This window comes from Streptomyces sp. NPDC059002 (assembly GCF_042740435.1).
Lineage (GTDB): Bacteria > Actinomycetota > Actinomycetes > Streptomycetales > Streptomycetaceae > Streptomyces.
Window position 1 is genome coordinate 1 of record NZ_JBHYJI010000063.1, and the last position, 24,529, is coordinate 24,529.

The following is a 24,529-nucleotide window of genomic DNA, read 5'->3' on the forward strand; positions in this document are numbered from 1 at the left end:
CCCACTCACCACCCCCCCATCCATTGTTGTGTAACTTCTGGTGGACCGTTTTTTTTCTACTCTGACTGGGCCCGGGCCCCCCCCCGCCCACCCCCCGGGGCCCCCCCCCTTCTGCGTACTGCTCAACCGGCCGCCGACTAGGCGGACTTCTGCTCGCCCGAGCCCGGGCCCCGCACCTCGCGCGGTACCAGCGTCGGGTTCACGTTCGAGCGGACGACGTCCGCGGTGATGACGACACGGGCGACGTCCTTGCGGGACGGCACCTCGTACATCACCGACTGGAGGACCTCCTCCATGATGGCGCGCAGGCCGCGCGCGCCGGTCTGGCGCAGGATCGCCTGGTCCGCGATGGCCTCCAGGGCCTCGCGCTCGAAGTCCAGCTCCACGCCGTCGAGTTCGAAGAGGCGCTGGTACTGCTTCACCAGCGCGTTGCGCGGCTCGACCAGGATCTGGAGGAGCGCCTCGCGGTCGAGGTTGTGGACCGAGGTGATCACGGGGAGGCGGCCGATGAACTCGGGGATCATCCCGAACTTCACCAGGTCCTCCGGCATGATGTCCTCGAACTGGTCCTTCTCCTCCATCTCGCGCTTCGAGCGGATGGTGGCGCCGAAGCCGATGCCCTTGGCGCCCGCCCGCGACTCGATGATCTTCTCCAGGCCGGCGAAGGCGCCGCCCACGATGAAGAGCACGTTCGTCGTGTCGATCTGGATGAACTCCTGGTGCGGGTGCTTGCGGCCGCCCTGCGGCGGGACCGAGGCCGTGGTGCCCTCAAGGATCTTGAGGAGGGCCTGCTGGACACCTTCACCCGAGACGTCGCGCGTGATCGACGGGTTCTCGCTCTTGCGGGCGACCTTGTCGATCTCGTCGATGTAGATGATCCCGGTCTCGGCCTTCTTGACGTCGTAGTCGGCCGCCTGGATCAGCTTGAGCAGGATGTTCTCGACGTCCTCGCCGACATAGCCGGCCTCCGTCAGCGCCGTCGCGTCCGCGATGGCGAACGGGACGTTCAGCATGCGCGCGAGCGTCTGCGCGAGGAGCGTCTTGCCGGAGCCGGTCGGGCCGAGCAACAGGATGTTGGACTTGGCGAGTTCGATCGCGTCGTCACGGCCCTGCGCGCCGCCGTTCTCTCCGGCCTGGACCCGCTTGTAGTGGTTGTACACCGCTACCGAGAGGGCCTTCTTCGCGGGCTCCTGGCCCACGACGTAGCCCTCAAGGAATTCGTAGATCTCGCGAGGCTTGGGGAGTTCCTCCCAGCGCACCTCGCTCGTCTCCGCGAGCTCTTCCTCGATGATCTCGTTACAGAGGTCGATGCACTCATCGCAGATGTACACACCGGGGCCTGCGATGAGCTTCTTGACCTGCTTCTGACTCTTTCCGCAGAACGAGCACTTGAGCAGATCGCCGCCGTCACCGATGCGTGCCACGAGGTGCTTCCCCTTCGCCTGGGAGACGCCACGTTCAGCGGCTCCTGGTGCCTCTCTCTGACGGTACCTTGCCGGGCCCCCCGTTCGGGCCCCCCTTGGCACGGTTCGCTTCGACGTGGGTCGTGCGCAAACCGTGCCAAGGAGCGGCAGATGCTACAGCGCTGCGTCAGACGACCGAGGAATTGTTCATCTTCCGGGTGGAGATGATCTGGTCGACCAGGCCGTACGCGAGCGCGTCCTCGGCCGTGAGGATCTTGTCGCGCTCGATGTCGTCGCGGATCTTCTCGATCGGCGTCGTGGAGTGCTTGGCCAGCATCTCCTCCAGCTGCGAACGCATCCGGAGGATCTCGTTGGCGGCGATCTCCAGGTCGGAGACCTGGCCGCGGCCGGTCTCGCTGTAGGGCTGGTGGATCAGGACGCGGGCGTTCGGGAGCGCCATGCGCTTGCCCGGCGTACCGGCCGCGAGGAGCACGGCGGCGGCGGACGCGGCCTGGCCCATGCAGACGGTCTGCACGTCGGGCTTCACGAACTGCATCGTGTCGTAGATCGCCGTGAGCGCGGTGAAGGAGCCGCCCGGGCTGTTGATGTAGATCGAGATGTCGCGGTCCGGGTCCATCGACTCCAGGCACAGGAGCTGCGCCATGACGTCGTTGGCGGAGGCGTCGTCGATCTGCACGCCGAGGAAGATCACGCGCTCCTCGAAGAGCTTCGCGTACGGGTCGTACTCGCGCACGCCCTGCGAGGTGCGCTCGACGAAGCGCGGGATGACGTAGCGGGACTCGGCGCGGGCGCCGGTGAACTCGGCCTGCGCGGCCTGGCCGTACTGGGCCTGGGGGCGCTCGTAGAGGCCGCTGCCGGGGAAGTTGTTCATCTCTCTTGGTCTCCTGAGGAGCGTGGGCTGAGGTGTCGGCTTGCGGGCGCTGAGGGGGTGCCTCAGGCTCCCGTGCCGCCCCCGCCCGGCATGCCGGCGGCGCTGGACATGATGTCGTCGATGAGGCCGTACTCCTTGGCCTCCTGCGGGTCGAACCAGCGGTCGCGGTCCGAGTCGCGGGTGATCTGCTCGACGGTCTGACCGGTGTGGTGGGCCGTGAGCTCGGCCATCCGCTTCTTGGTGTGCAGCAGCCGCTCGGCGTGGATCTTGATGTCCGATGCGGAGCCCGCGAGGCCCGCGGAGGGCTGGTGGATCAGGATCTCGGCGTTCGGCAGCGCGAAGCGCTTGCCGGGGGTGCCGGCGCTGAGCAGGAACTGGCCCATGGAGGCGGCCATGCCCATCGCGATCGTCACCACGTCGTTCTTGATGTACTGCATGGTGTCGTACACCGCCATGCCGGCCGTGATCGAGCCGCCGGGGCTGTTGATGTACAGGAAGATGTCCTTGTCCGGCTCGGCGGCAAGGAGCAGCAGCTGTGCGGTGATCTTGTTGGCAATGTCGTCGTCGACCGGCTGGCCGAGGAAGATGATCCGCTCGCCGAGCAGCCGGTTGTAGACCTGGTCGCCGAGGCCACCACCGATGGAGGGGTCGCCGGCGGCGGAGGGCATCAGATTCGTCACGTATCCACCTGCTCGTCTTACGACGGCGCCGGGCCGTCTCACGTCTTCAGCTAAGGCCTGGGGCCCCGCGTGCTCGCCGCTCCGGGGCGGCTTCGGGGACTCCCCTGCCCTCGTATTCATGGACCCTAACGCGCGGGGTCCCTCCGGGAATCCCGGAGGGCTGACTGTTCGCTGTGAGCGCAGGTTGTGCCCCGTCAGGGGCGCGGGGAGCTGCGCGGCTCGCACCTGGTTGCTCGCGCAGTTCCCCGCGCCCCTGACGGGGCACGACGGGCCCCTGGGAACACGTCCCAGGGGCCCGTCGTGTGAAGCGTCAGAGCGAGGCGACTCAGGCCTCGGTCTTCTCCTCGGCCGGGGCGGCGGCCTCGGTCTGCTCACCCTCAGCGGCAGCGACCTCGGCCTCGTCCTCGTCCTCGAGGTCCACGACCTCACCGTTCGTGTCCTTGACCGTGGCCGCCTCGACGACGACCGCAAGGGCCTTGCCGCGGGCGACCTCGCCGACCAGCATCGGGACCTGGCCGCCCTCGACGACGGCCTGGGCGAACTGGTCGGGGGACATGCCGGAGGACTGCGCGCGACGCATGAGGTGCTCGGTGAGCTCCTCCTGGTTCACGTTCAGCTTCTCCTTGTTGACGAGCTCGTCGAGCACGAACTGCGTCTTGATGCCCTTCTCGGCCTGCTCCTTGGTCTCGGCGTCGAACTCCTCGCGGGACTTGCCCTGGATCTCCAGGTACTTGTCCAGGTCGAGGCCCATCTGGCCGAGCTGGTGGTGCTCGAGGTTGTGCGTGCGGGTCTGGATCTCGTCCGCGAGGAGCTTCTCGGGGACGGGGACCTCGACCAGCTCGAGCAGCTTCTCCAGGACGCGCTCCTGGGCCTGCGTCGCCTGGTCGTACTGCTTCATGTTCTCGAGGCGCTTGCGGCTGTCGGCCTTGAGCTCGTCGAGGGTGTCGAACTCGGAGGCGAGCTGCGCGAAGTCGTCGTCCAGCTCCGGCAGTTCACGCTTGGCGACCTGGGTGACCTTGACGGTGACCTCGGACTCCTTGCCGGCCGCCGAGCCGCCCTTGAGCTCGGAGGTGAAGGTGGCCTCGCCACCGGCCTCCAGGCCCTTCACGGCCTCGTCGATGCCCTCGAGGAGCTCGCCGGAGCCGATCGTGTAGGAGACGCCGGACGCGACGCCGTCCTCCAGGACCTCGCCCTCGACCTTGGCCTCCAGGTCGATCGTCACGACGTCGCCGTCCTCGGCGGCACGCTCGACCGGGGACGTGGAGGCGAAGCGCTCGCGCAGCTCCTCGACGGCCTTGTCGACGTCCTCGTCGCTGACCTCGATGGCGTCGACCTCGACCTCGATGCCGGAGTAGTCCGGGATCTCGATGGCCGGGCGGACGTCGACCTCAGCGGTGAAGTTGAGGGTCTCGTTGTCCTTCAGCTCGGTGATGTCCACCTCGGGCTGGCCCAGGACGTTGAGCTCGGCCTCGTTCACGGCCTCGGTGTAGAACTTCGGGAGCGCGTCGTTGACGGCCTCTTCGAGGACGGCGCCGCGACCGAACCGCTGGTCGATGACCCGGGCCGGGATCTTGCCCTTGCGGAAGCCCTTCACCGTGACCTGCTGGTTGATCTTCTTGTAGGCCGCGTCGAGGCTGTCCTTGAGCTCCTCGAAGGGCACCTCGACAGTGAGCCGAACCCGGGTCGGGTTCAGGGTCTCCACGGCGCTCTTCACGGTTCGGTCTCCTTGGGGGCTGACTTCTGGGTTTCTGCCCGGTTGAGAGACACACGGGCACACAGCTTGCATAGTAACGGCAAGCGGGAGTCGACCCACAATGCGATCTTGTGGAGAGAAACATGGAGACGAGCAAGGTGGTCGGGGTGGCGGGATTTGAACCCACGGCCTTCCGCTCCCAAAGCGGACGCGCTACCAAGCTGCGCCACACCCCGTCGGTGCGACACGTAGGGTACATGCCCGCAGGCAGTGCGGCTCCCGGTTAAACGGGGACTGTGGAGAGGGAGCGCGAAGGGGGTGTGCGACAAGGCCCCCGGACCCGCTACGATGCCTGTCGTACCGCGGCCCCGGCCGTGGCGCGAACCGTGCGGGCGTAGCTCAATGGTAGAGCCCTAGTCTTCCAAACTAGCTACGCGGGTTCGATTCCCGTCGCCCGCTCTTCGAGAGAACCCCAGGCCCTCAGGGTCTGGGGTTCTTCGCGTTCCAGGACGGTTCGCGGCGGCCGTCACGGGGCGGACCATAACGGCATCTTTCAGCACCGCATAGCTCGCCCTCAGGGGCATATCGGGTCGGAAAACGGCAGGCGGGGGCGGTTGCGGCCGGAGGCCGATCGGTTGCCCCGCCGCTCAGGGGGGCGGGGCCCGTCCGGGCGGCGGCGGTTTTGCGCCTGGCCTATTCCAAGGGCGGCGAAAGGCCCCTTGTGATCCGGGTTGTACCGACCGGACGATCGGTCCCCTTCACCCGTCTTCAGGGAGGTTCCGATGACTGATCGACTGTCTCTCGGCCCGGATGCCGCACGGCAACTGGCGACCGCCACCAAGACCGTGCCGCAGATGCGCGGCATCACACCCCGGTACCTGCTGCGCGCGCTGCCCTGGGTGGACCTGGAGTCCGGCGTGTACCGCGTGAACCGCCGCCGCACCTATGTGCTCGGTGACGACCGCATCAGCACGTACGACGAGAACGGCAGCCCCCGCGTGGTCCCCGGTGACTTACGCGAGGTGCCGTACCTGCGCGAGGCCGACGACGCCACGCTCGCCGAGCTGGCCGGCGCCTTCACCGAGACGCCCTTCGAGGCGGGGCAGGTCCTCGCGCAGGAGGGCGACAGCGCGGACCGGCTCTGGGTCATCGTGCAGGGCCGGGCCGAGAAGCGGGTGACCGGGCGCTACGGGGAGGACGCGCTGCTCGAGGTGGTCGGGGACGGGCAGTTCTTCGACCTGGGGGCGTGGAGCAGGTCCGAGCCCATGCCGTACCGCGTGCAGGCGGTCACGCGGGGCACGGCGCTCTGTGTCGAGCGGGGCGTGCTCGCGACGATCGCGGGCCGTGATGAGGCGCTGAACACACAGCTGACGGCGTACAACGAGAGCGACGCCACGATGCCGGGCTCCGAGGTGCCGGTGGACCTCTCGGCGGGGCACGTCGGGGAGCCCGATCTGCCGGGGACGTACGTCGACTACGAGGACGCGCCCCGCGAGTACCACATGACGCTCGCGCAGACCGTCCTGCGCGTGCACACCCGCGTCGCCGACCTCTACAACGGGCCCATCGACCAGACGCGCGCGCAGGCGAACCTGACCATCGCGGCGCTGCGCGAGCGGCAGGAGTCCGCGCTTCTGAACCACCCCGAGTTCGGCCTGTTCCACAACGTCTCCCCCGGTCAGCGCGTGCAGGCCCGCACCGGTGCGCCCACGCCCGACGACCTGGACGAGCTGCTCGCCAAGGTCTGGAAGCAGCCCGGCTACTTCCTCGCGCACCCGAAGGCGATCGCCGCGTTCGGCAGGGAATGTACGCGCCGGGGCGTACCCCCGGTGACCGACAACAGGTTCGGCAGCCCGCTGCTCACCTGGCGCGGAGTGCCGCTGCTGCCGTCCGACAAGGTGGGCTTCACCAACGGCGGGGGCGCGCACACGGGCACCACCGAGATCCTGCTGATGCGGATGGGCGAGGCCGAGCAGGGCGTGGTCGGGCTGCGGCCCGCGGAGGTCTCCGACGAGGTCGAGCCGGGCCTGTCGATGCGGAACATGGGCGTCGACAACAAGGGCATCACGTCGTACCTGATGACGGCGTACTTCAACACCGCGGTCCTGGTGGAGGACGCCATCGCCGTCCTCCAGAACGTCGAGGTGGCCAAGTACCATGACTACTCCTGACGTTCGGACTCCCGGGCAGGACCTCGGGGACGTCGCCGCCCCCTCGCTGCCCGCCTCCTCGCCCGTCGTCACCGCGGCATCGCCGCCCGGTGCCTTCTCCCCCGAGGCGGCCCGCCTGGACTTCCCGATCCTGCACCGCACGGTGAACGGGCACCCGCTCGTCTGGCTCGACAACGCCGCCACCACGCAGAAGCCGCGCCAGGTGATCGAGGCGCTCACCGCCTACTACAGCGCCGCCAACTCCAACATCCACCGCGGCGCCCACACCATGGCCCGTGAGGCGACGGAGATGTACGAGGCGGGGCGGGCCGCGGTGGCCTCGTTCCTGGGGGCCGAGGCGCCGGAGACCATCGCCTTCGTGCGCGGCACCACCGAGGCGATCAACCTGGTCGCCCAGAGCTGGGGGCGGGCGAATCTCGGGCCGGGGGACGACATCCTGGTGCCGGTGCTCGAACACCACTCGGACATCGTCCCCTGGCAGCTGATCGCCAAGGAGACCCGCGCCCGGGTGGTCCCCGTCCCGCTGGACGCGGCCGGGCAGATCGACCAGGACGCGTACGCCGATCTGCTCTCCTACCGGACCCGGCTCGTCGCGATCAGCCACGCGTCGAACGTCCTCGGCACCGTCCCGCCGGTCAAGGAGATGGCCGCCCTCGCCCACCGCTACGACGCCAAGGTGCTCGTGGACGGCGCGCAGGCGGTCGCCCATCTCCCGGTCGACGTGCAGGACTTGGGCGCGGACTTCTACGCCTTCTCCGGGCACAAGCTGTTCGCGCCCACGGGCATCGGCGCCCTGTACGCGCGGCCGGAGGTCATGGCGGCGATGAAGCCGTGGCAGGGCGGCGGCAACATGATCGACTCCGTCTCGTTCGACCGGACGACGTTCGCGCCGCCGCCGCACCTCCTGGAGGCCGGCACCGGGCACATCTCCGGCGTGGTCGGCCTGCTCGCCGCGCTGAACTGGCTGACGTCCTTCGACCGGGACGCCATCACGGCGTACGAGAACGCGCTCATGGCGTATGCGGAGCAGGCCATGGCCACCGTGCCGGGGCTCTCCCTGCTGGGCGCGGCGCCCGACCGGATCGCGGTGCTGACCTTCACGCTCGCGGGCCACGATCCGGCGACGGTCGCCGACTGGCTGGACCGCGACGGCATCGCGGTGCGCGCGGGCCACCACTGCGCGCAGCCCGCGCTCGCGCACTACGGCCTGGAGTCGGCGGCGCGGGCCTCGCTGTCGCTCTACAACACGTCGGAGGAGGTGGACCGGCTGGTGGCCTCGCTGCGGGCGCTCCAACAGGCGTGACGGTTCGGGCGGTTCACGGGTGGCGGACGTCCACCGTGTAGACGGAACGCACGCCGTAGGGGACGTACAGGGCGTCCCCTACGAGGGTCAGGGGGGCGCCGGAGTCCGGGCCCATGCCGGAGGCGCCCCGGCCCGAGCGGGTCCAGGCGATCTCGCCCGTGTTCCGGTCGAGGGCCGCGAGCCGCCCGCTGGGGGACGCCACGTAGACGTGGGTGGCGGAGGCCAGGGGGCGGCCGGGGAGCTCGATGCTGGAGTTGCGGCTCCAGGACTGGCGTCCCGTGCGGGGATCCACGGCGCGGACGGTGCCGTTGCTGTGGGTGAAGTAGAGGGTGCCCCTGCTGAGCGTGACCGACGCCATGGCGCTCTGGGGCTTGGCCAGCGTGACCGTACGCACCTGGTCCCGCTGCGGCTCGTACGTGATGATCTTGCGGTACGCGGCCGGGGTGGAGTCCATGAACAGCAGACGCCCGTCGGCCTGGCCGATGAGGGCGAGGTCGCCGGGCACGGTGACGAACCACACCGGTTTCCCGGTGGACAGGGAAAGCCTGGCGACACGGGTGCCGGACTTCTCCGTGACGCAGACCAGATAGCCCTTGCCCGCCGCCTCGCGCAGCGCGCACTCCCCGGACTTGGCGAACCGGTGCTTCCAGCGGGGCTTGCCGTCCTCGGGGCGGAGCAGGGCGTACGAGGACGCGTCCGCGCCGTAGGTGGTCAGGACGCCCCCGTCCGTCACCGCGATGGTGCCCGTGTCCGGGGAGGTGTCCGGCGCCGAGGCGAACTCGCCGCTCTGGACCGGTTCGGACCAGAGCGTGTCGCCGGTGCGCGCGTCGAGGGCCTGGATCGCGTAGTGCGATGTGGCCTCCTCGTCCGCGCCCTTGCCCTTGGTCGTCTCGTTGTTGGCGTAGACGAAGACCCGGTTGCCCGAGGTCCCGATGATCTCGCCGTCCGAGTTGCCGAAGTTGTCGCGGACGGGGTCGGCGGGCAGGCTCCACTCGTTCTTCCCCGTGGCCAGCGAGAAGCGCGCGGCCTTGACCTCGTCCCCCGCGCACAGCAGCCCCTGGCTGACGGCGGCGCAGTTCACGAAAGGCCCCGACGGCTCGTCCCCCTTGCGCGAGGTGTCCTTGGCCTGCCACTGGTGCCACCCGGCGGGCAGGTCACTGGCCACCGGGCCTTCGCCCTGGGCGAGCCGTACGACCAGGCCCGCCCCGAGCACCGCGAGCAGCACCCCGCCGACCGACGCGGCGATCAGGAGCCTGCGGCGGCGCGGGTGCGGGGCCTTCGGTTCGGGAGCGGGCTCCGGTTCGGTCCTCGGCGGCACCGGCTCCCCCTTGAGCAGCGCGAGGAACTCGTCCGGAGTGGGCCGGGACTTGGGGTGCTTGTCCAGGCACTGTTCCAGGAGGGGGCGCAACCGGGCGGGGACGCCGTCCAGTTCGGGCTCGCCCTCGACGACGCGGGTGGCCGTCTCGTAGGGGCTGTCGCTGTCGAAGGGGCCGCGGCCCGTCGCCGCGTACGCGAGGACCGCGCCGAGCGAGAAGACGTCGGAGGCGGGGCCGACGTCGCGCGGGTTGGTGAGCTGTTCCGGGGACATGTAGGGCGGGGTGCCCATGACGCGGCCGGTCTGGGTGAGGGCGTCGGCGCCGAGGGCCTCCGCGGCGCGGGAGACGCCGAAGTCGATGACGCGGGGGCCGTCGTCCGCGAGCATCACGTTGGCCGGTTTCAGATCGCGGTGGACCACGCCGACGCGGTGGATGTCGCGCAGCGCCTCGGCGAGACCCGCGGCGAGCTCGTGCAGGCGGTCGGCGGGCAGCGGGCCCGCGCGGCGGATGTGGGAGCCGAGGTTCTCGCCGGGGATGTAGACCGTGGCCATCCACGGGTTGGCGGCGTCCGCGTCGGCGTCCACGACGGAGGCGGTGAACGCGCCGCTGACCTGACGGGCGGCGGCCACCTCGCGCCGGAAGCGGGTGCGGAATTCCGGGTCGTCGGCGTACTGCCCGTGCACGACCTTCACCGCGAGGCGGCGTCCGGAGGCGGACCGGGCGAGATAGACGACGCCCATGCCGCCCGCGCCGAGCCGGTCCTCGATCGGATATCCGCCGATCATGTCCGGGTCGGAGTCGCGCAGAACCATGCCGTACGCCCCCGTCCCCCGTGGTTCCCGCTCTCGCTCTCAAGTTCCCAGCAGCGTACGCCGCTTGCGGAACGCCCACCTCGAAGGGGTCCCGAAGAGGCTCAGAAGCTGATCGAGTTGATGGTCTCCGCGAGTTCGTTCAGGAAACGGTTTATCGAGGGGGCCATGCCTGTGGAGGCAAGGAAGAAGCCGAAGAGCACCGCGGCGATCGCGGGCCCTGTCTTGAGGGATCCCCCGCGGATCAGCACCACAAGGATGATCGCCAACAGCAGTACCACTGACAGCGAAATGGCCACACTGATCACACCCTAGGTCGGTCGCTCTCCCGGCCCGGGGGGTACGACCCCGCACACCCCCGCACAGGACCATCGTGCCACCAACACGGCCCCGGTATGCGGCCGGTGACACATCGTCGGCCAACGCTTTGCGGGGCGGGCGCCCGGGGGCACGCAAGGGGCGCATGAACAGCGTGTTGCCGCGCGGTAATTCAGTGGCCTGTGGTCACCTCATTTTCGGCTTGATCGTTTCCATCGCCACACAGTACGTTCGCAGGAAATTCGAATTGTTGCCGTGGGCACATCCCTGATCCCGAATCCTCCGACCAACCGGACATTTCACCAGAGTCGCCCGCGGGTGGTATGCACCATTTAAACCGGATGAGTTGTGACGTACTGGACACAATGCGACCACATCTCTTTGTCGACTCGGGCCGATTCACGGGTACCCGGACCCGATAAGCGGGATTCACCGCAAGGACTGAGTTGAGAGAAGTGACGAGGGTTTTACGAAAACACTGCCGCGACGCTAGGGTGCCTCAGATGTTCCACGCTGCCACCACCCCCGCAGGCGCAGTGCGGTCCCGGATCGTCTCACCGAGCTCTTGGTGGGAGGGCCTGTGACGAACTCGGTGCACCCGCACGGACGCCATCGGGCGCCGCTCCCCCCGGCCCAGGTGCCGGCGGCCGGAGTCCCCTCTCCCCGCGCCCACCCGACCCCGCAGGCCGCGACGACCGCTCCCCCCACCCCGACCGGCCACAGCACCGCCCACGCCGCGTCGAAGCCCGCCAAGCAGCGCGACGCGTTCTTCGACAACGCCAAGTACCTGGCGATCGTCCTCGTGGCGATGGCCCACTCGTGGGAACCCCTGACGGATCACAGCCGCGCCGCCGAGGCGCTGTACATGACCGTCTACACCTTCCACATGCCGGCGTTCATCGTCATCTCCGGCTACTTCTCCCGCAGTTTCGACATGCGGCCCGACCGCCTCAAGCGGCTCGTGACCGGTGTCGCCGTGCCGTACGTCATCTTCGAAGTGGCGTACACCTTCTTCAAGCGGTGGGCGGACGACGATCCGACGCAGCCCATCAGCCTGCTCGACCCCTGGTACCTCACCTGGTTCCTGGTCGCACTCTTCGTGTGGCGGCTCACCGTGCCGCTGTGGAAGCTGGTGCGCTGGCCCGTGCCGCTCGCCCTCGCCATGGCGACGCTCGCCGTGATCTCGCCGGACATCGGCGACGACCTCGACCTGCAACGCGTCCTGCAGTTCCTGCCGTTCTTCGTGCTCGGCCTCTGCATGAAGCCCGAGCACTTCCAGCTGGTGCGCCGCCGCGAGGTGCGGATCCTGTCCGTGCCGGTCTTCGCGTGCGCCGTGCTGCTCGCCTACTGGGCGGCTCCCCGGATGTCGTCCGTGTGGTTCTACCGCAGGGACAGCGCGCAGGAGCTGGGCTTCCCCTGGTGGATCGGCGTCATGATGACGCTGGCGCTCTTCGGCTGCTCCGTCATCCTCACCGCGTGCTTCTTCGCATGGGTGCCGCGCCGCAAGATGTGGTTCACGATCCTCGGCGCGGGCACGCTGTACGGCTACCTGCTGCACGGCTTCCTCGCCAAGGGGTCCCGGTTCTGGGGCTGGTTCGACGACTACGAGTGGCTGCACAAGCCGCTCGGCGAGATCTTCGTGACGGTGGTCGCCGCGACCGTGGTGACGCTCCTGTGCACTCCCCCCGTGCAGCGGATGTTCCGCTTCGCGATGGAGCCCAAGATGGAGTGGGCCTTCAAACGGGACGCGGCGCAACTCGCCCGCGAACGGGCCAAGTCCTCGTAACGGGGTCTACCCGATCCCCAACAGGGCGCGCATGACGGCGTACTTCACCGTCAGGCGCGCCCTTGTCGGTTCGTCGAGGACGGCGAGGCGGGCCGGGTCCGCGTTGTGGGCCAGGTCCGCCTCCTTGACCAGGCGGGCACCCGGTGTGGCGAGGATCCGCTGCGCGTACGACTCCTTGGGCTCGTCCGTGCGCTTGGTGAGGGCGAGGACGATGGCCTTCGTACGCGGGGTCAACGGGGCGTCCCTGAGCCACTGTTCCGTCAGGGCGTCGTCCTCCACGGAGTCGTGCAGCCAGGCGGCGGCGATCTGGTCCTCGTCGCCGCCCCGCTCTCTGACTCCGTCGGCCACCGCCTGGAGGTGTTCGGTGTAGGGGCGGCCCGCCTTGTCCGTCTGGGCGGCGTGGGCCTTGCGGGCCAGGGCTTCCACTTCGGCGAGCGGCAGGGGCGGGCCGAGGTTGGGGCTGGGGCTGGGGCTGGGGCTGGGGTTCATACGGAGATTATCGTCAGACCGACTTCAGCGCCGCCCGCGCCGGAAGCGTTGTCGATGCCAGGCCCAAGGCCAGGACCGCTCCCGCGAACGAGGCGTACAGCAGCGGGGGGACGTACGGGGATTCGCCGGTGAGGCCGTTCATCATGGGGACGAGTGTGGCGAAGGCGATGGCCGAGCCGATGGCGATGCCCGCGACGGTGACGAGCAGGGCCTCCCAGCGGATCATGCGCATCACCTGGCGGCGCGTGGAGCCGATGAGGCGCAGCGTGCCGAGTTCGCGGCGGCGGTCGAGGACCGTCATCACGAGGGTGTTGACCGCGGCGATGGCCGCGAAGCCGCCGAGGACGGCCGCCATCGTGGTGTTGGCCCAGGCGTTGAGCTCGTCGTCCATGGACTGGGCCGTGGCGTAGCCCTCGCGGTCCTTGAGGGCGCCGAGGCCGGAGAGCGCCTGGGCGGAGCCGCCCTTGGCCCAGATCTCGGTGGCGAAGGACGAGGTGACGTGCTGCTTCAAGTCGGCGGCGGGCATGGTGACCTGGGAGAGGCCGAGGCCCCTTCCGTACGTCGCCGTGATCTTCGGCGAGGCCTTGGTGCCGTCGGGCAGGCGGACGTCGATGCGGTCGCCGACGCCGACGTGGGCGCTGCGGGCGAGGGACGCGTCGAGTGCGATCTCGCCCTTGGTGAGCGTCAGGGTGCCGGTTTCGAGCTTCAGGTCCTGGACCTTGGCGAGGGCGGCCGCCGTCCCCGTGACGCCCTGCGTCGACGCCGACTCCAGCCAGCGGTCGCCGCCGGATCCCACCGGGACGAGGAGGGAGGTCTTGAGGAGGCCGACGGCCGAGGTGACGCCCTTCGTGCCGGCCGCCTCGGTCACCGCGCCGGGGGCGAGGCCCCCGTCCGCCGTGATGATGTGGTCCGCCGTGATGCCCGCGCGCTGCTGGTCCTCTGCGACCCGCTCCTCGCTGGTGTGCATGAAGACGAGGACGGAGGAGAAGGCCATGGCGAGCACGATCGGGGTGATCGCGGAGGCCAGGCGGCGGGCGTTCGTACGGGAGTTGGCGGCCGCGAGCGAGGCGGCGGCGCCCGCGCCGCGCAGCGGGAGTCCGAACAGGGCGGCGCAGCCGCGGGCCACCAGCGGGCCGAGCAGGGCCACGGCGAGCATGAAGAGCATGACGACGCCGAGCGCCGCGTTCGCCGCGTCCTCGCCGGTGTTGCTCGCGGCGAAGCCCGCGAAGATCGCGCCGCCGACCGCGGCGGCGATGCCCAGCGGCGTGCGGATCCAGCCGAGCGGCACCCGCTCCACGGAGGCCTCGCTGAGCGCCTGGCCCGGCTTGATGCGGGAGGGGCGGCGGGCCGCCATGTATCCGGCGCCGAGCGCGGTGAGGACGGCGCAGCCGACGGCGACGAGGAGCGGGATGTACGAGACGGACAGGTCGACGGCCTCGGGGATCGCGCCCTTCTCCTTCAGCTGCCCGAACCACCAGGTGGCCAGGGCGATTCCGGGCAGGACGCCGACCGCTCCGGCGAGCGGGGCGACGAGCAGGGTCTCGGTGGCGATGGTGCGGCGGATCTGGCGCGGGGTGGTGCCGATGGCGCGCAGGAGTGCGTACTCGCGGGCGCGCTGGCCGACCGAGAGGGCGACGGTCCCGGCCGCGGTGAAGACGGCGGTCATCGCGGCGATGCCGCCGAAGGAGCCGCCGAGGCCGGTGAGCAGTTCCTTGGCGTAGGCGAGTTCGGAGCCCTCAGCGGCGCTGCGGTCGTCGCCGGTGTGCACGTCGGCCTTCTTGCCGAGGGCGTGCGCGACCTGGGACTTGAGGGTGTCGGCCGGGACGCCCTTCTTGGGCAGCACCGCGATGGCGTCGATCCTGCCGGGGTGGCCGGAGACGCGGACGGCCTCGGAGTCGGCGAACCAGGCGGTGGCCGCGCCCTGTCCGGCCTTCACGGTGCCGGACACGCGGAAGTCGCGCGGTCCTTCGGGCGTGGTGAGCGTGGTGCGTTCGCCGACGGAGGCGCCGGGCGCGGCGAGGACGACCTCGCCGGGCTGCGGGGCGCGGCCCGCGGTCAGCTGCTCGCCGGTGAAGGCGGTGGAGCCCCAGCCGTGCGCGGTGACGTCCTTGTCGCCGGAGCGCACGGGGAAGGTGACGTCGGCGACGGCGGTGCGCGCGCCGGGCACCGAACCGGCCTTGGCCACCAGGGAGTTGTCGATGCGGGCGCGGTCGGGCAGCGGGGTGGTCGTCTCGGACCTGCCGTCGCCGCTGCCGGTGACGAAGTGGGCCGACTGGTCGGCGGCGGCCACCACGGGGGCGTTCGCATAGCGGGTGGGCGGGACCGAGGCGCGTACCCCGGTCTCCAGGAGGATGCCGCACGCGGCCACGATCAGCGAGGCCATCATCAGCGCGACGAAGGTGCCGGCGAACGCGGCGGGCTTGAAGCGGACGGCCGCGCGGGCAAGGCCATTGGGTGTGTACGCCATTACGCTGCCGCTCCCGCGTGGGCCGGGGCCGTCAGGGTGGTCATGCGGGCCGCGATCTGCTGGGCCGACGCACGGTCGAGGCGGTCGACGATGGAGCCGTCGGCGAGGAAGAGGACGCGGTCCGCGTAGGCGGCGGCCGCCGGGTCGTGGGTGACCATGACGACGGTGGCGCCCATCCCGTCGACGGCGGAGCGCAGCAGGCCGAGGATCTCGGTGGCCGTGGTGGTGTCCAGGGCGCCCGTCGGCTCGTCGGCGAAGATCACGTCGGGCTCGGTGACCAGGGCGCGGGCGATGGCGACGCGCTGCTGCTGGCCGCCGGAGAGCTGTCCCGGACGGCGGCGGGCCTTGTCGCCGAGGCCGACGCGGGTGAGCATCTCGGCGGCCTTGCGGCGGTCGGGGCGGTGGCCCGCGAGGCGCATCGGCAGGACGACGTTCTGCTCGACGGTCAGCGAGGGCAGCAGGTTGAACGCCTGGAAGACGAAGCCGAGCCGGGTGCGGCGCAGCGCGGTGAGCTTGTTCTCGCTCATGCCGGTGATCTCGGTGCCGCCGAGGCGGACGGTGCCGTCGCTGGGCCGGTCGAGGCCCGCCGCGCACTGCAGGAAGGTGGACTTGCCGGATCCGGAGGGGCCCATGACGGCGGTGAAGCTGCCGCGCGGCAGGGCGAGGTCGATGCCCGCGAGGGCGTGCACCGCGCCGGCGCCCCGGCCGTACTGACGGCGCACGCCGCGCAGTTCGACGGCCCAGTCACCGGTCGCCGCCGCGCCGAGGACGCGCACGTCCTCCTCGACGACCCGGTTCTTCTTGCGCCGCAGCCCCATGGTCCTGTCCACCTCTCCGTACGAATTCGACTCCTTGAACGTACGGAGAAGGGGGTGCTGTGGACCATGAAGGCTCCCGGCCAATGCCAGGTAGGGCAAACCCCACCATGCGGTCCGACCCTTCACCCCGAAACCTTTTGGTAAGCTAACTATTGACGCGTTCTTTACGCCCCCTTGACTCAAAGGAGCGAGCCCATCGGACACGCAGACACCCTGATAGCCATGGGTGGCGCCTTCCTCGCCGCCGCCGTCCTCGCCCGCCTCGGCGGCCGCATCGGACTCCCCACCATCCCGCTCTTCATCCTGGCCGGGATCCTCCTCGGCCCGCACACCCCCGGCGTGGTCCTGGTCTCCGACCCCCACGACCTGGAAATGCTCTCGGCGCTCGGCCTGGTCCTGCTGCTCTTCTACCTGGGCCTCGAGTTCCACATGGACGACCTCAAGACGGGCGGCCGCAAGATGGCCCTCGCCGGAGGCACCTACCTCGCCCTGAACGTCGGCGCCGGCCTGGGCTTCGGATTCGCGCTCGGCTGGGGCACCTCCGAGGCCCTGGTCCTCGCCGGAGTGCTCGGCATCTCGTCATCGGCGATCGTCACGAAGGTCCTCGTCGACACCGGCAGGCTCGGCAACCCTGAGACCAAGCCCATCCTCGGCATCATCGTCGTCGAGGACATCTTCCTCGCGCTGTACCTCGCGGCGCTGCAGCCGATCCTGTCCGGCGCCGACAGCCTCTCCGCCGCCGTGATGGACGGCGGCAAGGCCTTCGGGTTCCTGATCCTGCTCGCACTCGCGGCCCGCTTCGGCACGCGCGTCACCGGCCGTCTCTTCGCCATCAAGGACGACGAACTGCTCGTCATCTCCTTCCTCGGCGCGGCCGTCTTCGTCGCCGGGATCTCGGAGTGGTTCGGCGTCGCCGACGCCATCGGCGCGTTCATGGTCGGCCTGATGCTCGGCAGCACGGCGTCCGGCGACCGCATCCGCACCCTGGTGCACCCGCTGCGGGACGCGTTCGGCGCGATCTTCTTCTTCGCCTTCGGGCTCTCCATCGACCCCGGTGACCTGCCGGTGGTGCTGTGGCCGGTGCTCGCCGCGGTCGCGGTGACGCTCCTGATGAACGTCCTCGCGGGCCTCGGCGCGGCACGCGTGTACGGCTTCGGGGCGGGCCCCGCCGCGAACATCTCCACGACGCTGCTCGCCCGCGGCGAGTTCGCGCTGATCCTCGCCACGATGGCGGCGGGCGCGGGCCTCGACGAGCGGCTCTCGCCCTTCATCGCGGGGTACGTGCTGCTGCTCGCGGTCCTCGGGCCGCTGGCCGCCGGACGGTCGGAGTGGCTGGCGCGGATCCTGCCGGGCGGCCGCGACTACGCGGTGGCGGACGGGCCGAGTTCGCCGGGGAAGGCCGAGCGGGTCTCGGCGAACAGCGTGCCGTAGTCGGGGCCGAAGGTGACCGCTGCCGCGTACAGCGCGTCGAGGGCGGCCTGCAGGGGGTCGTCCTCGACCGCCCCGAAGAGGGCGGGGACCGCCATGCACTGCTGACGCATGTTCGGGATGCGGCCGTCGGTCGACGCGACATCCGTGTCCGGCACGTGCGGGTCTCCGTACAACCGGTCCCACACGGCTTCTTGTACGTCGAAGGGCGCGGGCAGCGGCTGCCCGCGCTCTGCCGCGTCGAGGGCCGGGGCGATCCACTCGACGTCCGCGAGCCCGGCCTCCTCATAGGCGCGACGCATGGCCCAGCGGGCGATCGCGCGCTGCCGGTCGGGGGCCAACCGGTCGATCGCGTGGGCGAGTTCGGGGGCCAGCTCCTTGATGCCCGCCACATTGCCGCCGACCCTGAGGAGGCGCGCGCTGGGCAGCTGCCCGCCCCACTCGTCCTTCAGCCAGCGCAGATGCCGCTCCTCCATGGCCCGCCGCTCCTGCTCACGGGCGAGGCGCTCCCTCTCGGCCAGCTGCTCGGGCGTCGGGGGCTTCGGCTGCTTCCTGGCCACCCCGTGCCAGTACGCGGCGCTGCGGCTGGTCTGCTTGATCAGCCGGTCGCGGGCGGGCGGCGCGGGCCAGAACTGGAGCAGATGCCGCTCGATGACCAGGCCGTCCAGGCATTCCAGCTCGCGCTCGCGGGCCTCGTCCATGCCGCTGACGCTGTGCCGGACCCGGAAGTCGTCCATGCCGAGGCCGAGCGGGAAACTGCCGTCGCCGCCCCACAGTTCGAGCGTCACGCCGTCGGACACGGGCCGGAAGGAGACCTCGGCGATCTCCTCCCAGCTCTCGTCGAGTGCGGGCTCCGTGTCGTGCAGTTCGACGGTGCAGCCGACGGGCCCCGTGTGCAGCCCGGTCGTCAGGAAGAGGTAGCCGGGCACGGCCGCGCCGCACAGGCCCGTCGTCTGCCCCGCGCGCGGGTCGTACGGGGTGTCCCCCCAGCCGTCGGGATCACTCACCACGTACAGCTGGCTGTAGGAGACATGGACGTCCCCGCTGAACAACGTGCGTAAGGAACTCATCCGTTCACGCCTCCCGGCAGATCAGCAGCAGCGCCCTGTCGTCGTTCACGTCCTTCGCGACCGCCTCGATGAGGTGCCAGGCGGCGCCGTGGAACCCGCCCGCCACATACCGGTCGGCCTCGCCCGTGAGGCGGTCCATGCCCTCGGCGATGTCCCGGTCGGAGGTCTCCACCAGGCCGTCCGTGAAGAGCATCAGGACGTCGCCGGGGCGGAGCATGCCCTTGACCGGGTCGAACTGCGCCCCGTCGTACACGCCGAGGAGCGGTCCCTGGCCCGCCTTCTCCTCCCAGCGGCCGCTGCCCGCGCTGAGCTGGAGGCCCGGCGGGTGGCCCGCCGAGAAGAGTTCGTAGTCGCCGGTCTCCAGGTCGAGGACCAGATGGATGGAGGTCGCGAAGCCCTCGTCCCAGTCCTGGCGGAGCAGATAGCCGTTGGCGGCGGGCAGGAAGGCGTGCGGGGGCAGCGAGCCGAGCAGGCCGCCGAAGGCGCCGGACAGGAGCAGCGCGCGCGACCCGGCGTCCATGCCCTTGCCGGAGACGTCGGTGAGGACGACCTCCAGGGTGCGGCCGCCGTTGGTGCGGGCCGCGACCACGAAGTCGCCGGAGAAGGACTGGCCGCCGGCCGGCCGCAGCGCCATCTCGCGGTGCCAGCCGCGCGGCAGCTTCGGCAGCTTGCTCTGCACGCGGATGCGTTCGCGCAGGTCGAAGAGCATGGTGCCGCCGCCGCGCCAGGGCACGCCGACCCGGCTGCGGAACTGGGCGATGACGAGGCCGAAGAAGCCGCAGGCGGCGACCACGAGGACCACGCCCGGTGTGACCCGGGACGGCCCCTCCCCGTACGGGCCGAGCTGCACGGACTCCACGATGAGGGCCGCCGCCGACGCCGCGTACAGGCCGAGCAGGCTGGCGGGGCGAAGGAGCAGGCCGCCCGCGACGATCGGCAGGACGAGCGCGGCGGGCGAGAACCACACGTTGTTGACGATCGTGCAGCAGGTGATCACCGGGATGGTCAGGAGCAGACCGGCCAGGGCGATCCAGTCGGAGCCGTCGCCGCGGAAGTAGTCGACCCCGGATTTGCGCAGCCCGATGCGGGCCCGGTGCAGCCGCTTCTTCATCCGGGCCGTGAACGTGTCGGCTTCCGCGCGGCGCTCGCCTCGCTCGCGCCGTGCTCCTCGTACTGCCATTGCTCGTGGACCCTATCCAGCGGGCCGGGCACTTCGCACGGGAGGTCCCACTTGTCCCCCGTCAGGGGCATGCCGAGCACCGGTGGGGACGGGCCTGCCGGACCGCGGAAATCCTGTCGCACCGGTGCGTATCGCCCTGGTACTCATGGCATATGACGACAGACGTACGGATGCTCGACGAGGCCGACTGGGACACCTGGTACGGGGCGCTTGATGTCGCGTTCGGCGGCGTCGCCGAGTCGCCCGAGGAGCAGCGGCTCTGGCGCGAGCTGACCGAGTTCGACCGCTCGTTCGGCGTGTGGGACGGGGGCGCGTGCGTGGGGACGGCGGGGGCGTTCAGCTTCCGGCTCTCCGTGCCGGGCGGCGCCCTGGTGGACGCGGCGGGCGTGACCATGGTCAGCGTCGCGGCCACGCACCGGCGGCGCGGGATCCTGACCTCGATGATGCGCAAGCAGCTGGACGACGTGCGCGCCGGAGGCGAGTGCCTCGCCGTGCTCACGGCGTCGGAGCCGGTCATCTACGGCCGGTTCGGGTACGGCGCGGCCACGCACATGCTGAAGGCCACCATCGACACGACCCGGGTGCGGCTCGCCGCCCCGGCGGGCACGGCCGACGTACGCCTGCGGTACGCGCAGCCCGCCGATGTCCACGAGGCGTGCGAGGAGCTGTACGCGCGCCTGGTGAGCGGGCGCCCCGGGCTGCTCGCCCGGCAGCCGGGCTGGGAGCGGCACGGCCTGCTCGACCCGCAGTCCGAGCGCAGCGGCGCGTCGCCGCTGCAGTGCGTGGTGGCCGAGCGCGCGGGAGAGCTCGTCGGGTACGTGCGGTTCTCGGTGAAGCCCGAATGGGACTGGCAGGGCCCCAAGGGCACGGTCCACCTGCGCGACCTGGAGGCCGCGGACCCGGCGGCGTGCGCGGCGCTGTGGCAGTTCCTCTTCGACATCGACCTGACGTCGTCGGTCGTCGCGCACAACCGCCCGGTGGACGACCCGCTGCTGCAGCTCGTCACGGACGTGCGCCGCTGCGGCGTCACGGTGCGGGACTCGCTGCACGTACGTCTTGTGGAGCTGGGCGCGGCGCTGGAGGCGCGCACGTACCAGGCACCCGTGGACGTCGTGTTCGAGGTCGAGGACGCCTTCTGCCCCTGGAACGAGGGGCGTTGGCGGCTCACCGGCGACACCAAGGGCGCGTCGTGCGAGCGCACCCAGGACCCGGCCGATCTCACCCTGTCCGTACGGGAACTGGGCGCGGCCTACCTCGGCGGCGTGTCCCTCGCCTCACTCGCGGCCGCGGGCCGGGTGCGGGAACTGCGTGAGGGCGCGCTGGCCGAGGCGTCACTGGCCTTCGGATCCCCGGCAGCACCCTGGCTGCCGCACGGGTTCTAAGCGGCCTTGTGGAAGTCCGGTGCGGCCGGGTGCGCCCCGAAGGGGCGCGGGGAACTGCGCGACCAGCCACGACGCACCCGCAGATGTGGACCGCACTTCCCGCGGAGCGCTTAGCCGGGACGCTGGCAGGTCGGGCACCAGAAGAGGTTGCGGGCGGCGAGGTCGGCGGTGCGGATCTCGCCGCCACAGATGTGGCAGGGCAGGTTCGCCCTGCGGTAGACGTACACCTCGCCGCCGTGGTCGTCGACGCGCGGCGGGCGGCCCATCTCCTCGGGGGTGTGCTCGGGCCTGACCGTGTCGATGCGGTTGAGGCGGACGCCCTCGCGCATCAGCTCCACCAGGTCCGTCCAGATCGCGGCCCACTGGCGCTCGGTGAGGTCCTTGCCCGGGGTGTACGGGTCGATGCCGTGCCGGAAGAGGACCTCGGCCCGGTAGACGTTGCCGACGCCCGCGATGACCTTCTGGTCCATCAGGAGCGCGGCGACGGTCGTCCGGCTGCGGGAGATCCGGCGGTACGCCTTGTCCGGGTCGTCCCCGTCCCTCAGCGGGTCGGGGCCGAGCCGGTCGTGTATCGCCCGCTTCTCGTCGTACGTGATGAGGGCGCAGGTCGTCGGGCCGCGCAGGTCCGAGTAGTACGCGTCGTTCGCGAGACGCAGGCGGACGGTGTCCGTGGGGGGCGGGGCGGGGCACGCGCCGAGGGCGTACTTGCCGAAGAGGCCGAGGTGGATGTGGATCCAGTCGGCACCGTCCGCGCCGAATCCCAGGAACAGGTGCTTGCCGTGGGCCTCTGCGGTTTCCAGCGGCCTGCCGTCGACGAGCGCGGCGCTGTCACTGAACTTGCCCTGCGGGCTGCTCGCCCGGACCGGGCCGCCCTGGAACCGTTCCCGGTGGTCGGCCGCGAGCCGGTGAATCGTGTGCCCCTCCGGCACGGGGTCCCTCCGGGGGTGAGTGCGGAGGGGCTGAGAGTTCAGCCCCTCCGGCGTTTGAGGAGCGGGGTCCGGGGCGGAGCCCCGTGGCACTTCGGCTACGGCTGGGGGTGGTGCGCGGGGATGGGGGGCAGCTCGCCCGTCTCCTCGTACGCCGACAGCATGTCGATCCGCCGAGTGTGACGCTCCTCACCCGAGTACGGCGTGTTCAGGAAGATCTCGACGAACTTCGTCGCCTCTTCCTGGGTGTGCATGCGGCCGCCGACCGAGATGACGTTGGCGTTGTTGTGCTCGCGGCCGAGCGCAGCGGTCTGCTCGCTCCAGGCGAGCGCCGCACGGACGCCCTTGACCTTGTTCGCGGCGATCTGCTCGCCGTTGCCGGAGCCGCCGATGACGATGCCGAGGGCCTCCGGGTCCGCGGCGGTCCGCTCCGCGGCGCGCAGGCAGAACGGCGGGTAGTCGTCCTGGGCGTCATAGATGTGGGGCCCGCAGTCGACGGGCTCGTGGCCGTGGCTCTTGAGCCATTCGACCAGGTGGTTCTTGAGTTCGTAGCCGGCATGATCCGAGCCGAGGTACACGCGCATGGGTCCGAGTGTGGCATGTCGTGGCGTGGGTAGCCGCGACCGGGCAGGACGTTGATCTTGCAGACAACTGCCTTGGTCCAGGCCATCGCTCGGAATACAACGATCCGGATTCAGGACTTCCGTCCCGTTCACCCCTGAGTTTGAATGCGGGGGCTCGAGACCCGAGAACTTAAGGATTCGTCCATGACCTCGCAACCCTCCCTTGCGAAGGCAGACAGCACCCCCGCATCTCCTGGGGATCCGCAGTCTGGCCACAGTGGTGACACCGGTGACGGCCTGAAGGCGGGTCTCAAGAACCGCCACCTCTCCATGATTGCCATCGGCGGCGTGATCGGCGCCGGACTCTTCGTCGGCTCCAGCTCCGGCATCGCCGCCGCCGGGCCTGCGATCCTCATCTCGTACGCCCTCGTGGGCACGATGGTCGTCCTCGTGATGCGGATGCTCGGCGAGATGGCCGCCGCACGGCCCGCGTCCGGCTCCTTCTCCACCTACGCGGACCAGGCGCTCGGCCGCTGGGCCGGCTTCTCCATCGGCTGGCTCTACTGGTTCTTCTGGGTCGTCGTGCTCGCGGTGGAGGCCACCGCGGGCGCCGTGATCCTCAACGGCTGGATACCCGCCGTACCGCAGTGGGGCTGGGCGCTGATCGTGATGGTCGTGCTCACCGCGACGAACCTCGTATCGGTGGGCTCCTACGGCGAGTTCGAGTTCTGGTTCGCCGGGATCAAGGTCGTCGCCATCGGCGGATTCGTGGTCATCGGCCTGCTCGCCGTCTTCGGCGTGCTGCCCGGCTCCGACAACCCCGGCCACGGATTCGCGCACCTCACCGACGCGGGCGGCTTCATGCCCAAGGGCGCGGGCGCCATCCTCACCGGTGTGCTCATGGTCGTCTTCTCCTTCATGGGCAGCGAGATCGTCACGCTGGCCGCCGGTGAGTCCGAGGACCCGCAGCGCGCCGTCACCAAGGCGACCAACAGCGTGATCTGGCGCATCGGCGTCTTCTACCTGGGCTCGATCTTCGTCGTCATCACGCTCCTGCCGTGGAACGACAAGTCGATCACCGAGGACGGCAGTTACGTCGCCGCGCTGAACTCGATCGGCATCCCGCACGCCGGTCAGGTCATGAACGTCATCGTCCTCACGGCCGTGCTCTCCTGCCTCAACTCCGGGCTCTACACCGCATCCCGCATGGCCTTCTCGCTCGGCCAGCGCGGCGACGCCCCCAAGGCCTTCGCGCGCACCAACGCGCGGGGCGTGCCGCAGGCCGCGATCCTCGGCTCCGTCGTCTTCGGTTTCGTCGCCGTCTGGTTCAACTACCAGTGGAAGGACACCGTCTTCGACTTCCTGCTCAACTCCTCGGGCGCGGTGGCCCTCTTCGTCTGGCTGATCATCTCGTTCACGCAGCTGCGGATGCGCGGGATCATCCTCCGCGAGGAGCCGGAGAAGCTCGTCGTGAAGATGTGGCTCTTCCCGTATCTGACGTGGGTCACGATCGCGATGATCTCGTTCGTGCTCGTCTACATGCTCACCGACGAGGCCGGGCGCAAGCAGGTGCTCCTGTCGCTCCTCGCGGCCGCGTTCGTCGTCGTGTTCTCCCTGGTCAGGGAGAAGATCCGGCCCCGGGACGAGAACAAGGGCCAGGCCGAGGAGGCCAAGGGCCAGGTCGGGGCCTGACCCTCACAGCCCTTCTTGTACGGAGCCTTCTTGTACGGAGCCCCCGCGGATCTCACCGCGGGGGCTCCGCCGTGTCCGCGGCCGGTCCCGGAAAAGTTGACGGCGGGTGTCAGGTTATTGCGGAATGCTCCGCCGCGTCAGGC

The 24,529-nt window shown here is 70.4% G+C and carries 19 protein-coding genes and 2 tRNA genes; 7 read left to right on the forward strand and 14 right to left on the reverse strand.

What is annotated here, in order from left to right; translation table 11 throughout:
* Positions 1-137 precede the first annotated feature (137 nt).
* The 5 genes from clpX to ACFWZ2_RS36055 all read right to left on the reverse strand — a co-directional run bounded on the left by clpX (position 138) and on the right by ACFWZ2_RS36055 (position 4,904).
* Positions 138-1,424 (reverse strand): ATP-dependent Clp protease ATP-binding subunit ClpX, encoded by a 1,287-nt coding sequence (gene clpX, locus ACFWZ2_RS36035; RefSeq protein WP_384553072.1) that lies wholly within the window; start codon positions 1,422-1,424, stop codon positions 138-140.
* Between the two features lie 166 nt (positions 1,425-1,590).
* Complete coding sequence (locus tag ACFWZ2_RS36040; RefSeq protein ID WP_384553074.1) at positions 1,591-2,295, reverse strand: ATP-dependent Clp protease proteolytic subunit; 705 nt, start codon at positions 2,293-2,295, stop codon at positions 1,591-1,593.
* A gap of 62 nt (positions 2,296-2,357) precedes the next feature.
* Positions 2,358-2,963, reverse strand: coding sequence for an ATP-dependent Clp protease proteolytic subunit (locus tag ACFWZ2_RS36045; protein WP_384553145.1), 606 nt, complete (start codon positions 2,961-2,963; stop codon positions 2,358-2,360).
* Between the two features lie 337 nt (positions 2,964-3,300).
* Positions 3,301-4,689 carry a trigger factor gene (tig, locus tag ACFWZ2_RS36050; protein ID WP_384553076.1) on the reverse strand — a complete coding sequence of 463 codons (1,389 nt, stop codon included), beginning with the start codon at positions 4,687-4,689 and terminating at the stop codon, positions 3,301-3,303.
* 138 nt (positions 4,690-4,827) lie between these two features.
* Positions 4,828-4,904: transfer RNA gene (locus ACFWZ2_RS36055), tRNA-Pro, on the reverse strand.
* Between the two features lie 152 nt (positions 4,905-5,056).
* On the opposite strand from ACFWZ2_RS36055, the gene ACFWZ2_RS36060 reads away from it, so the two are divergent.
* The 3 genes from ACFWZ2_RS36060 (at position 5,057) to ACFWZ2_RS36070 (ending at position 8,142) form a co-directional block, all read left to right on the forward strand.
* Positions 5,057-5,127 (forward strand) — tRNA-Gly (locus tag ACFWZ2_RS36060).
* A gap of 323 nt (positions 5,128-5,450) precedes the next feature.
* Complete coding sequence (locus ACFWZ2_RS36065) at positions 5,451-6,839, forward strand: family 2B encapsulin nanocompartment shell protein (protein ID WP_384553078.1); 1,389 nt, start codon at positions 5,451-5,453, stop codon at positions 6,837-6,839.
* Positions 6,826-8,142 (forward strand): SufS family cysteine desulfurase, encoded by a 1,317-nt coding sequence (locus ACFWZ2_RS36070; RefSeq protein WP_384553080.1) that lies wholly within the window; start codon positions 6,826-6,828, stop codon positions 8,140-8,142. Before ACFWZ2_RS36065 ends, ACFWZ2_RS36070 begins: the two co-directional genes overlap by 14 nt.
* Before the next feature lie 13 nt (positions 8,143-8,155).
* Here ACFWZ2_RS36070 and ACFWZ2_RS36075 read toward each other — a convergent pair whose 3' ends face one another.
* Both ACFWZ2_RS36075 and ACFWZ2_RS36080 read right to left on the reverse strand, forming a co-directional pair.
* Complete coding sequence (locus ACFWZ2_RS36075; RefSeq protein ID WP_384553082.1) at positions 8,156-10,270, reverse strand: serine/threonine-protein kinase; 2,115 nt, start codon at positions 10,268-10,270, stop codon at positions 8,156-8,158.
* A 101-nt stretch (positions 10,271-10,371) separates the two neighbouring features.
* Entirely contained in the window at positions 10,372-10,566 is a 195-nt protein-coding gene (locus ACFWZ2_RS36080; protein ID WP_384553083.1) for a hypothetical protein, read from the reverse strand.
* Positions 10,567-11,165: 599 nt separating this feature from the next.
* Here ACFWZ2_RS36080 and ACFWZ2_RS36085 point away from each other — a divergent pair.
* Entirely contained in the window at positions 11,166-12,371 is a 1,206-nt protein-coding gene (locus ACFWZ2_RS36085) for an acyltransferase family protein (protein WP_384553085.1), read from the forward strand.
* 6 nt (positions 12,372-12,377) lie between these two features.
* Here the strand turns inward: ACFWZ2_RS36085 and ACFWZ2_RS36090 are convergent, their stop codons facing one another.
* From ACFWZ2_RS36090 to ACFWZ2_RS36100, 3 genes are read right to left on the reverse strand one after another with little or no spacing between them, the layout of a single operon-like run.
* Positions 12,378-12,860 (reverse strand): HD domain-containing protein, encoded by a 483-nt coding sequence (locus ACFWZ2_RS36090; RefSeq protein ID WP_384553087.1) that lies wholly within the window; start codon positions 12,858-12,860, stop codon positions 12,378-12,380.
* Between the two features lie 13 nt (positions 12,861-12,873).
* Entirely contained in the window at positions 12,874-15,327 is a 2,454-nt protein-coding gene (locus tag ACFWZ2_RS36095; protein ID WP_384553089.1) for an FtsX-like permease family protein, read from the reverse strand.
* Positions 15,327-16,145, reverse strand: a complete 819-nt coding sequence (locus tag ACFWZ2_RS36100; RefSeq protein ID WP_384553147.1) for an ABC transporter ATP-binding protein — start codon at positions 16,143-16,145, stop codon at positions 15,327-15,329. Before ACFWZ2_RS36100 ends, ACFWZ2_RS36095 begins: the two co-directional genes overlap by 1 nt.
* A 222-nt stretch (positions 16,146-16,367) precedes the next feature.
* On the opposite strand from ACFWZ2_RS36100, the gene ACFWZ2_RS36105 reads away from it, so the two are divergent.
* On the forward strand, positions 16,368-17,576 hold the full coding sequence (locus ACFWZ2_RS36105; protein WP_384553091.1) for a cation:proton antiporter: 1,209 nt from the start codon (positions 16,368-16,370) through the stop codon (positions 17,574-17,576).
* On the opposite strand, the gene ACFWZ2_RS36110 is transcribed toward ACFWZ2_RS36105, so the two are convergent.
* Together ACFWZ2_RS36110 and ACFWZ2_RS36115 are read right to left on the reverse strand one after the other, a co-directional pair.
* The gene (locus tag ACFWZ2_RS36110) at positions 17,507-18,643 is read right to left on the reverse strand and encodes a hypothetical protein (RefSeq protein WP_384553093.1); all 1,137 of its coding nucleotides are present in this window, start codon (positions 18,641-18,643) and stop codon (positions 17,507-17,509) included. The genes ACFWZ2_RS36105 and ACFWZ2_RS36110 overlap by 70 nt on opposite strands.
* A 4-nt stretch (positions 18,644-18,647) precedes the next feature.
* Positions 18,648-19,823: a PP2C family protein-serine/threonine phosphatase gene (locus tag ACFWZ2_RS36115; protein WP_384553094.1), complete on the reverse strand. Its 1,176-nt coding sequence runs from the start codon at positions 19,821-19,823 to the stop codon at positions 18,648-18,650.
* A 152-nt stretch (positions 19,824-19,975) separates the two neighbouring features.
* On the opposite strand from ACFWZ2_RS36115, the gene ACFWZ2_RS36120 reads away from it, so the two are divergent.
* Positions 19,976-21,205: a GNAT family N-acetyltransferase gene (locus ACFWZ2_RS36120; RefSeq protein ID WP_384553096.1), complete on the forward strand. Its 1,230-nt coding sequence runs from the start codon at positions 19,976-19,978 to the stop codon at positions 21,203-21,205.
* A gap of 110 nt (positions 21,206-21,315) precedes the next feature.
* On the opposite strand, the gene ACFWZ2_RS36125 is transcribed toward ACFWZ2_RS36120, so the two are convergent.
* Both ACFWZ2_RS36125 and ACFWZ2_RS36130 read right to left on the reverse strand, forming a co-directional pair.
* The gene (locus ACFWZ2_RS36125; protein ID WP_384553098.1) at positions 21,316-22,134 is read right to left on the reverse strand and encodes an Fpg/Nei family DNA glycosylase; all 819 of its coding nucleotides are present in this window, start codon (positions 22,132-22,134) and stop codon (positions 21,316-21,318) included.
* 95 nt (positions 22,135-22,229) lie between these two features.
* Positions 22,230-22,715: a ribose-5-phosphate isomerase gene (locus ACFWZ2_RS36130; RefSeq protein ID WP_384553100.1), complete on the reverse strand. Its 486-nt coding sequence runs from the start codon at positions 22,713-22,715 to the stop codon at positions 22,230-22,232.
* A 183-nt stretch (positions 22,716-22,898) separates the two neighbouring features.
* On the opposite strand from ACFWZ2_RS36130, the gene ACFWZ2_RS36135 reads away from it, so the two are divergent.
* Positions 22,899-24,386, forward strand: coding sequence for an amino acid permease (locus tag ACFWZ2_RS36135; RefSeq protein WP_384553102.1), 1,488 nt, complete (start codon positions 22,899-22,901; stop codon positions 24,384-24,386).
* The last annotated feature ends 143 nt before the right edge of the window (positions 24,387-24,529 follow it).

Excerpts from the sequence above, each read along its gene's own strand:
- ACFWZ2_RS36040 (WP_384553074.1), bottom strand. The coding sequence starts at position 2,295 with ATGAACAACTTCCCCGGCAGCGGCCTCTACGAGCGCCCCCAGGCCCAG.
- ACFWZ2_RS36100 (WP_384553147.1), bottom strand. The coding sequence starts at position 16,145 with ATGGGGCTGCGGCGCAAGAAGAACCGGGTCGTCGAGGAGGACGTGCGC.
- ACFWZ2_RS36065 (WP_384553078.1), top strand. The coding sequence starts at position 5,451 with ATGACTGATCGACTGTCTCTCGGCCCGGATGCCGCACGGCAACTGGCG.
- ACFWZ2_RS36045 (WP_384553145.1), bottom strand. The coding sequence starts at position 2,963 with ATGCCCTCCGCCGCCGGCGACCCCTCCATCGGTGGTGGCCTCGGCGAC.
- ACFWZ2_RS36130 (WP_384553100.1), bottom strand. The coding sequence starts at position 22,715 with ATGCGCGTGTACCTCGGCTCGGATCATGCCGGCTACGAACTCAAGAAC.
- ACFWZ2_RS36070 (WP_384553080.1), top strand. The coding sequence starts at position 6,826 with ATGACTACTCCTGACGTTCGGACTCCCGGGCAGGACCTCGGGGACGTC.
- ACFWZ2_RS36110 (WP_384553093.1), bottom strand. The coding sequence starts at position 18,643 with ATGAGTTCCTTACGCACGTTGTTCAGCGGGGACGTCCATGTCTCCTAC.
- ACFWZ2_RS36105 (WP_384553091.1), top strand. The coding sequence starts at position 16,368 with ATGGGTGGCGCCTTCCTCGCCGCCGCCGTCCTCGCCCGCCTCGGCGGC.
- ACFWZ2_RS36120 (WP_384553096.1), top strand. The coding sequence starts at position 19,976 with ATGACGACAGACGTACGGATGCTCGACGAGGCCGACTGGGACACCTGG.
- ACFWZ2_RS36075 (WP_384553082.1), bottom strand. The coding sequence starts at position 10,270 with ATGGTTCTGCGCGACTCCGACCCGGACATGATCGGCGGATATCCGATC.
- ACFWZ2_RS36135 (WP_384553102.1), top strand. The coding sequence starts at position 22,899 with ATGACCTCGCAACCCTCCCTTGCGAAGGCAGACAGCACCCCCGCATCT.
- ACFWZ2_RS36115 (WP_384553094.1), bottom strand. The coding sequence starts at position 19,823 with ATGGCAGTACGAGGAGCACGGCGCGAGCGAGGCGAGCGCCGCGCGGAA.
- ACFWZ2_RS36090 (WP_384553087.1), bottom strand. The coding sequence starts at position 12,860 with ATGAACCCCAGCCCCAGCCCCAGCCCCAGCCCCAACCTCGGCCCGCCC.
- ACFWZ2_RS36095 (WP_384553089.1), bottom strand. The coding sequence starts at position 15,327 with ATGGCGTACACACCCAATGGCCTTGCCCGCGCGGCCGTCCGCTTCAAG.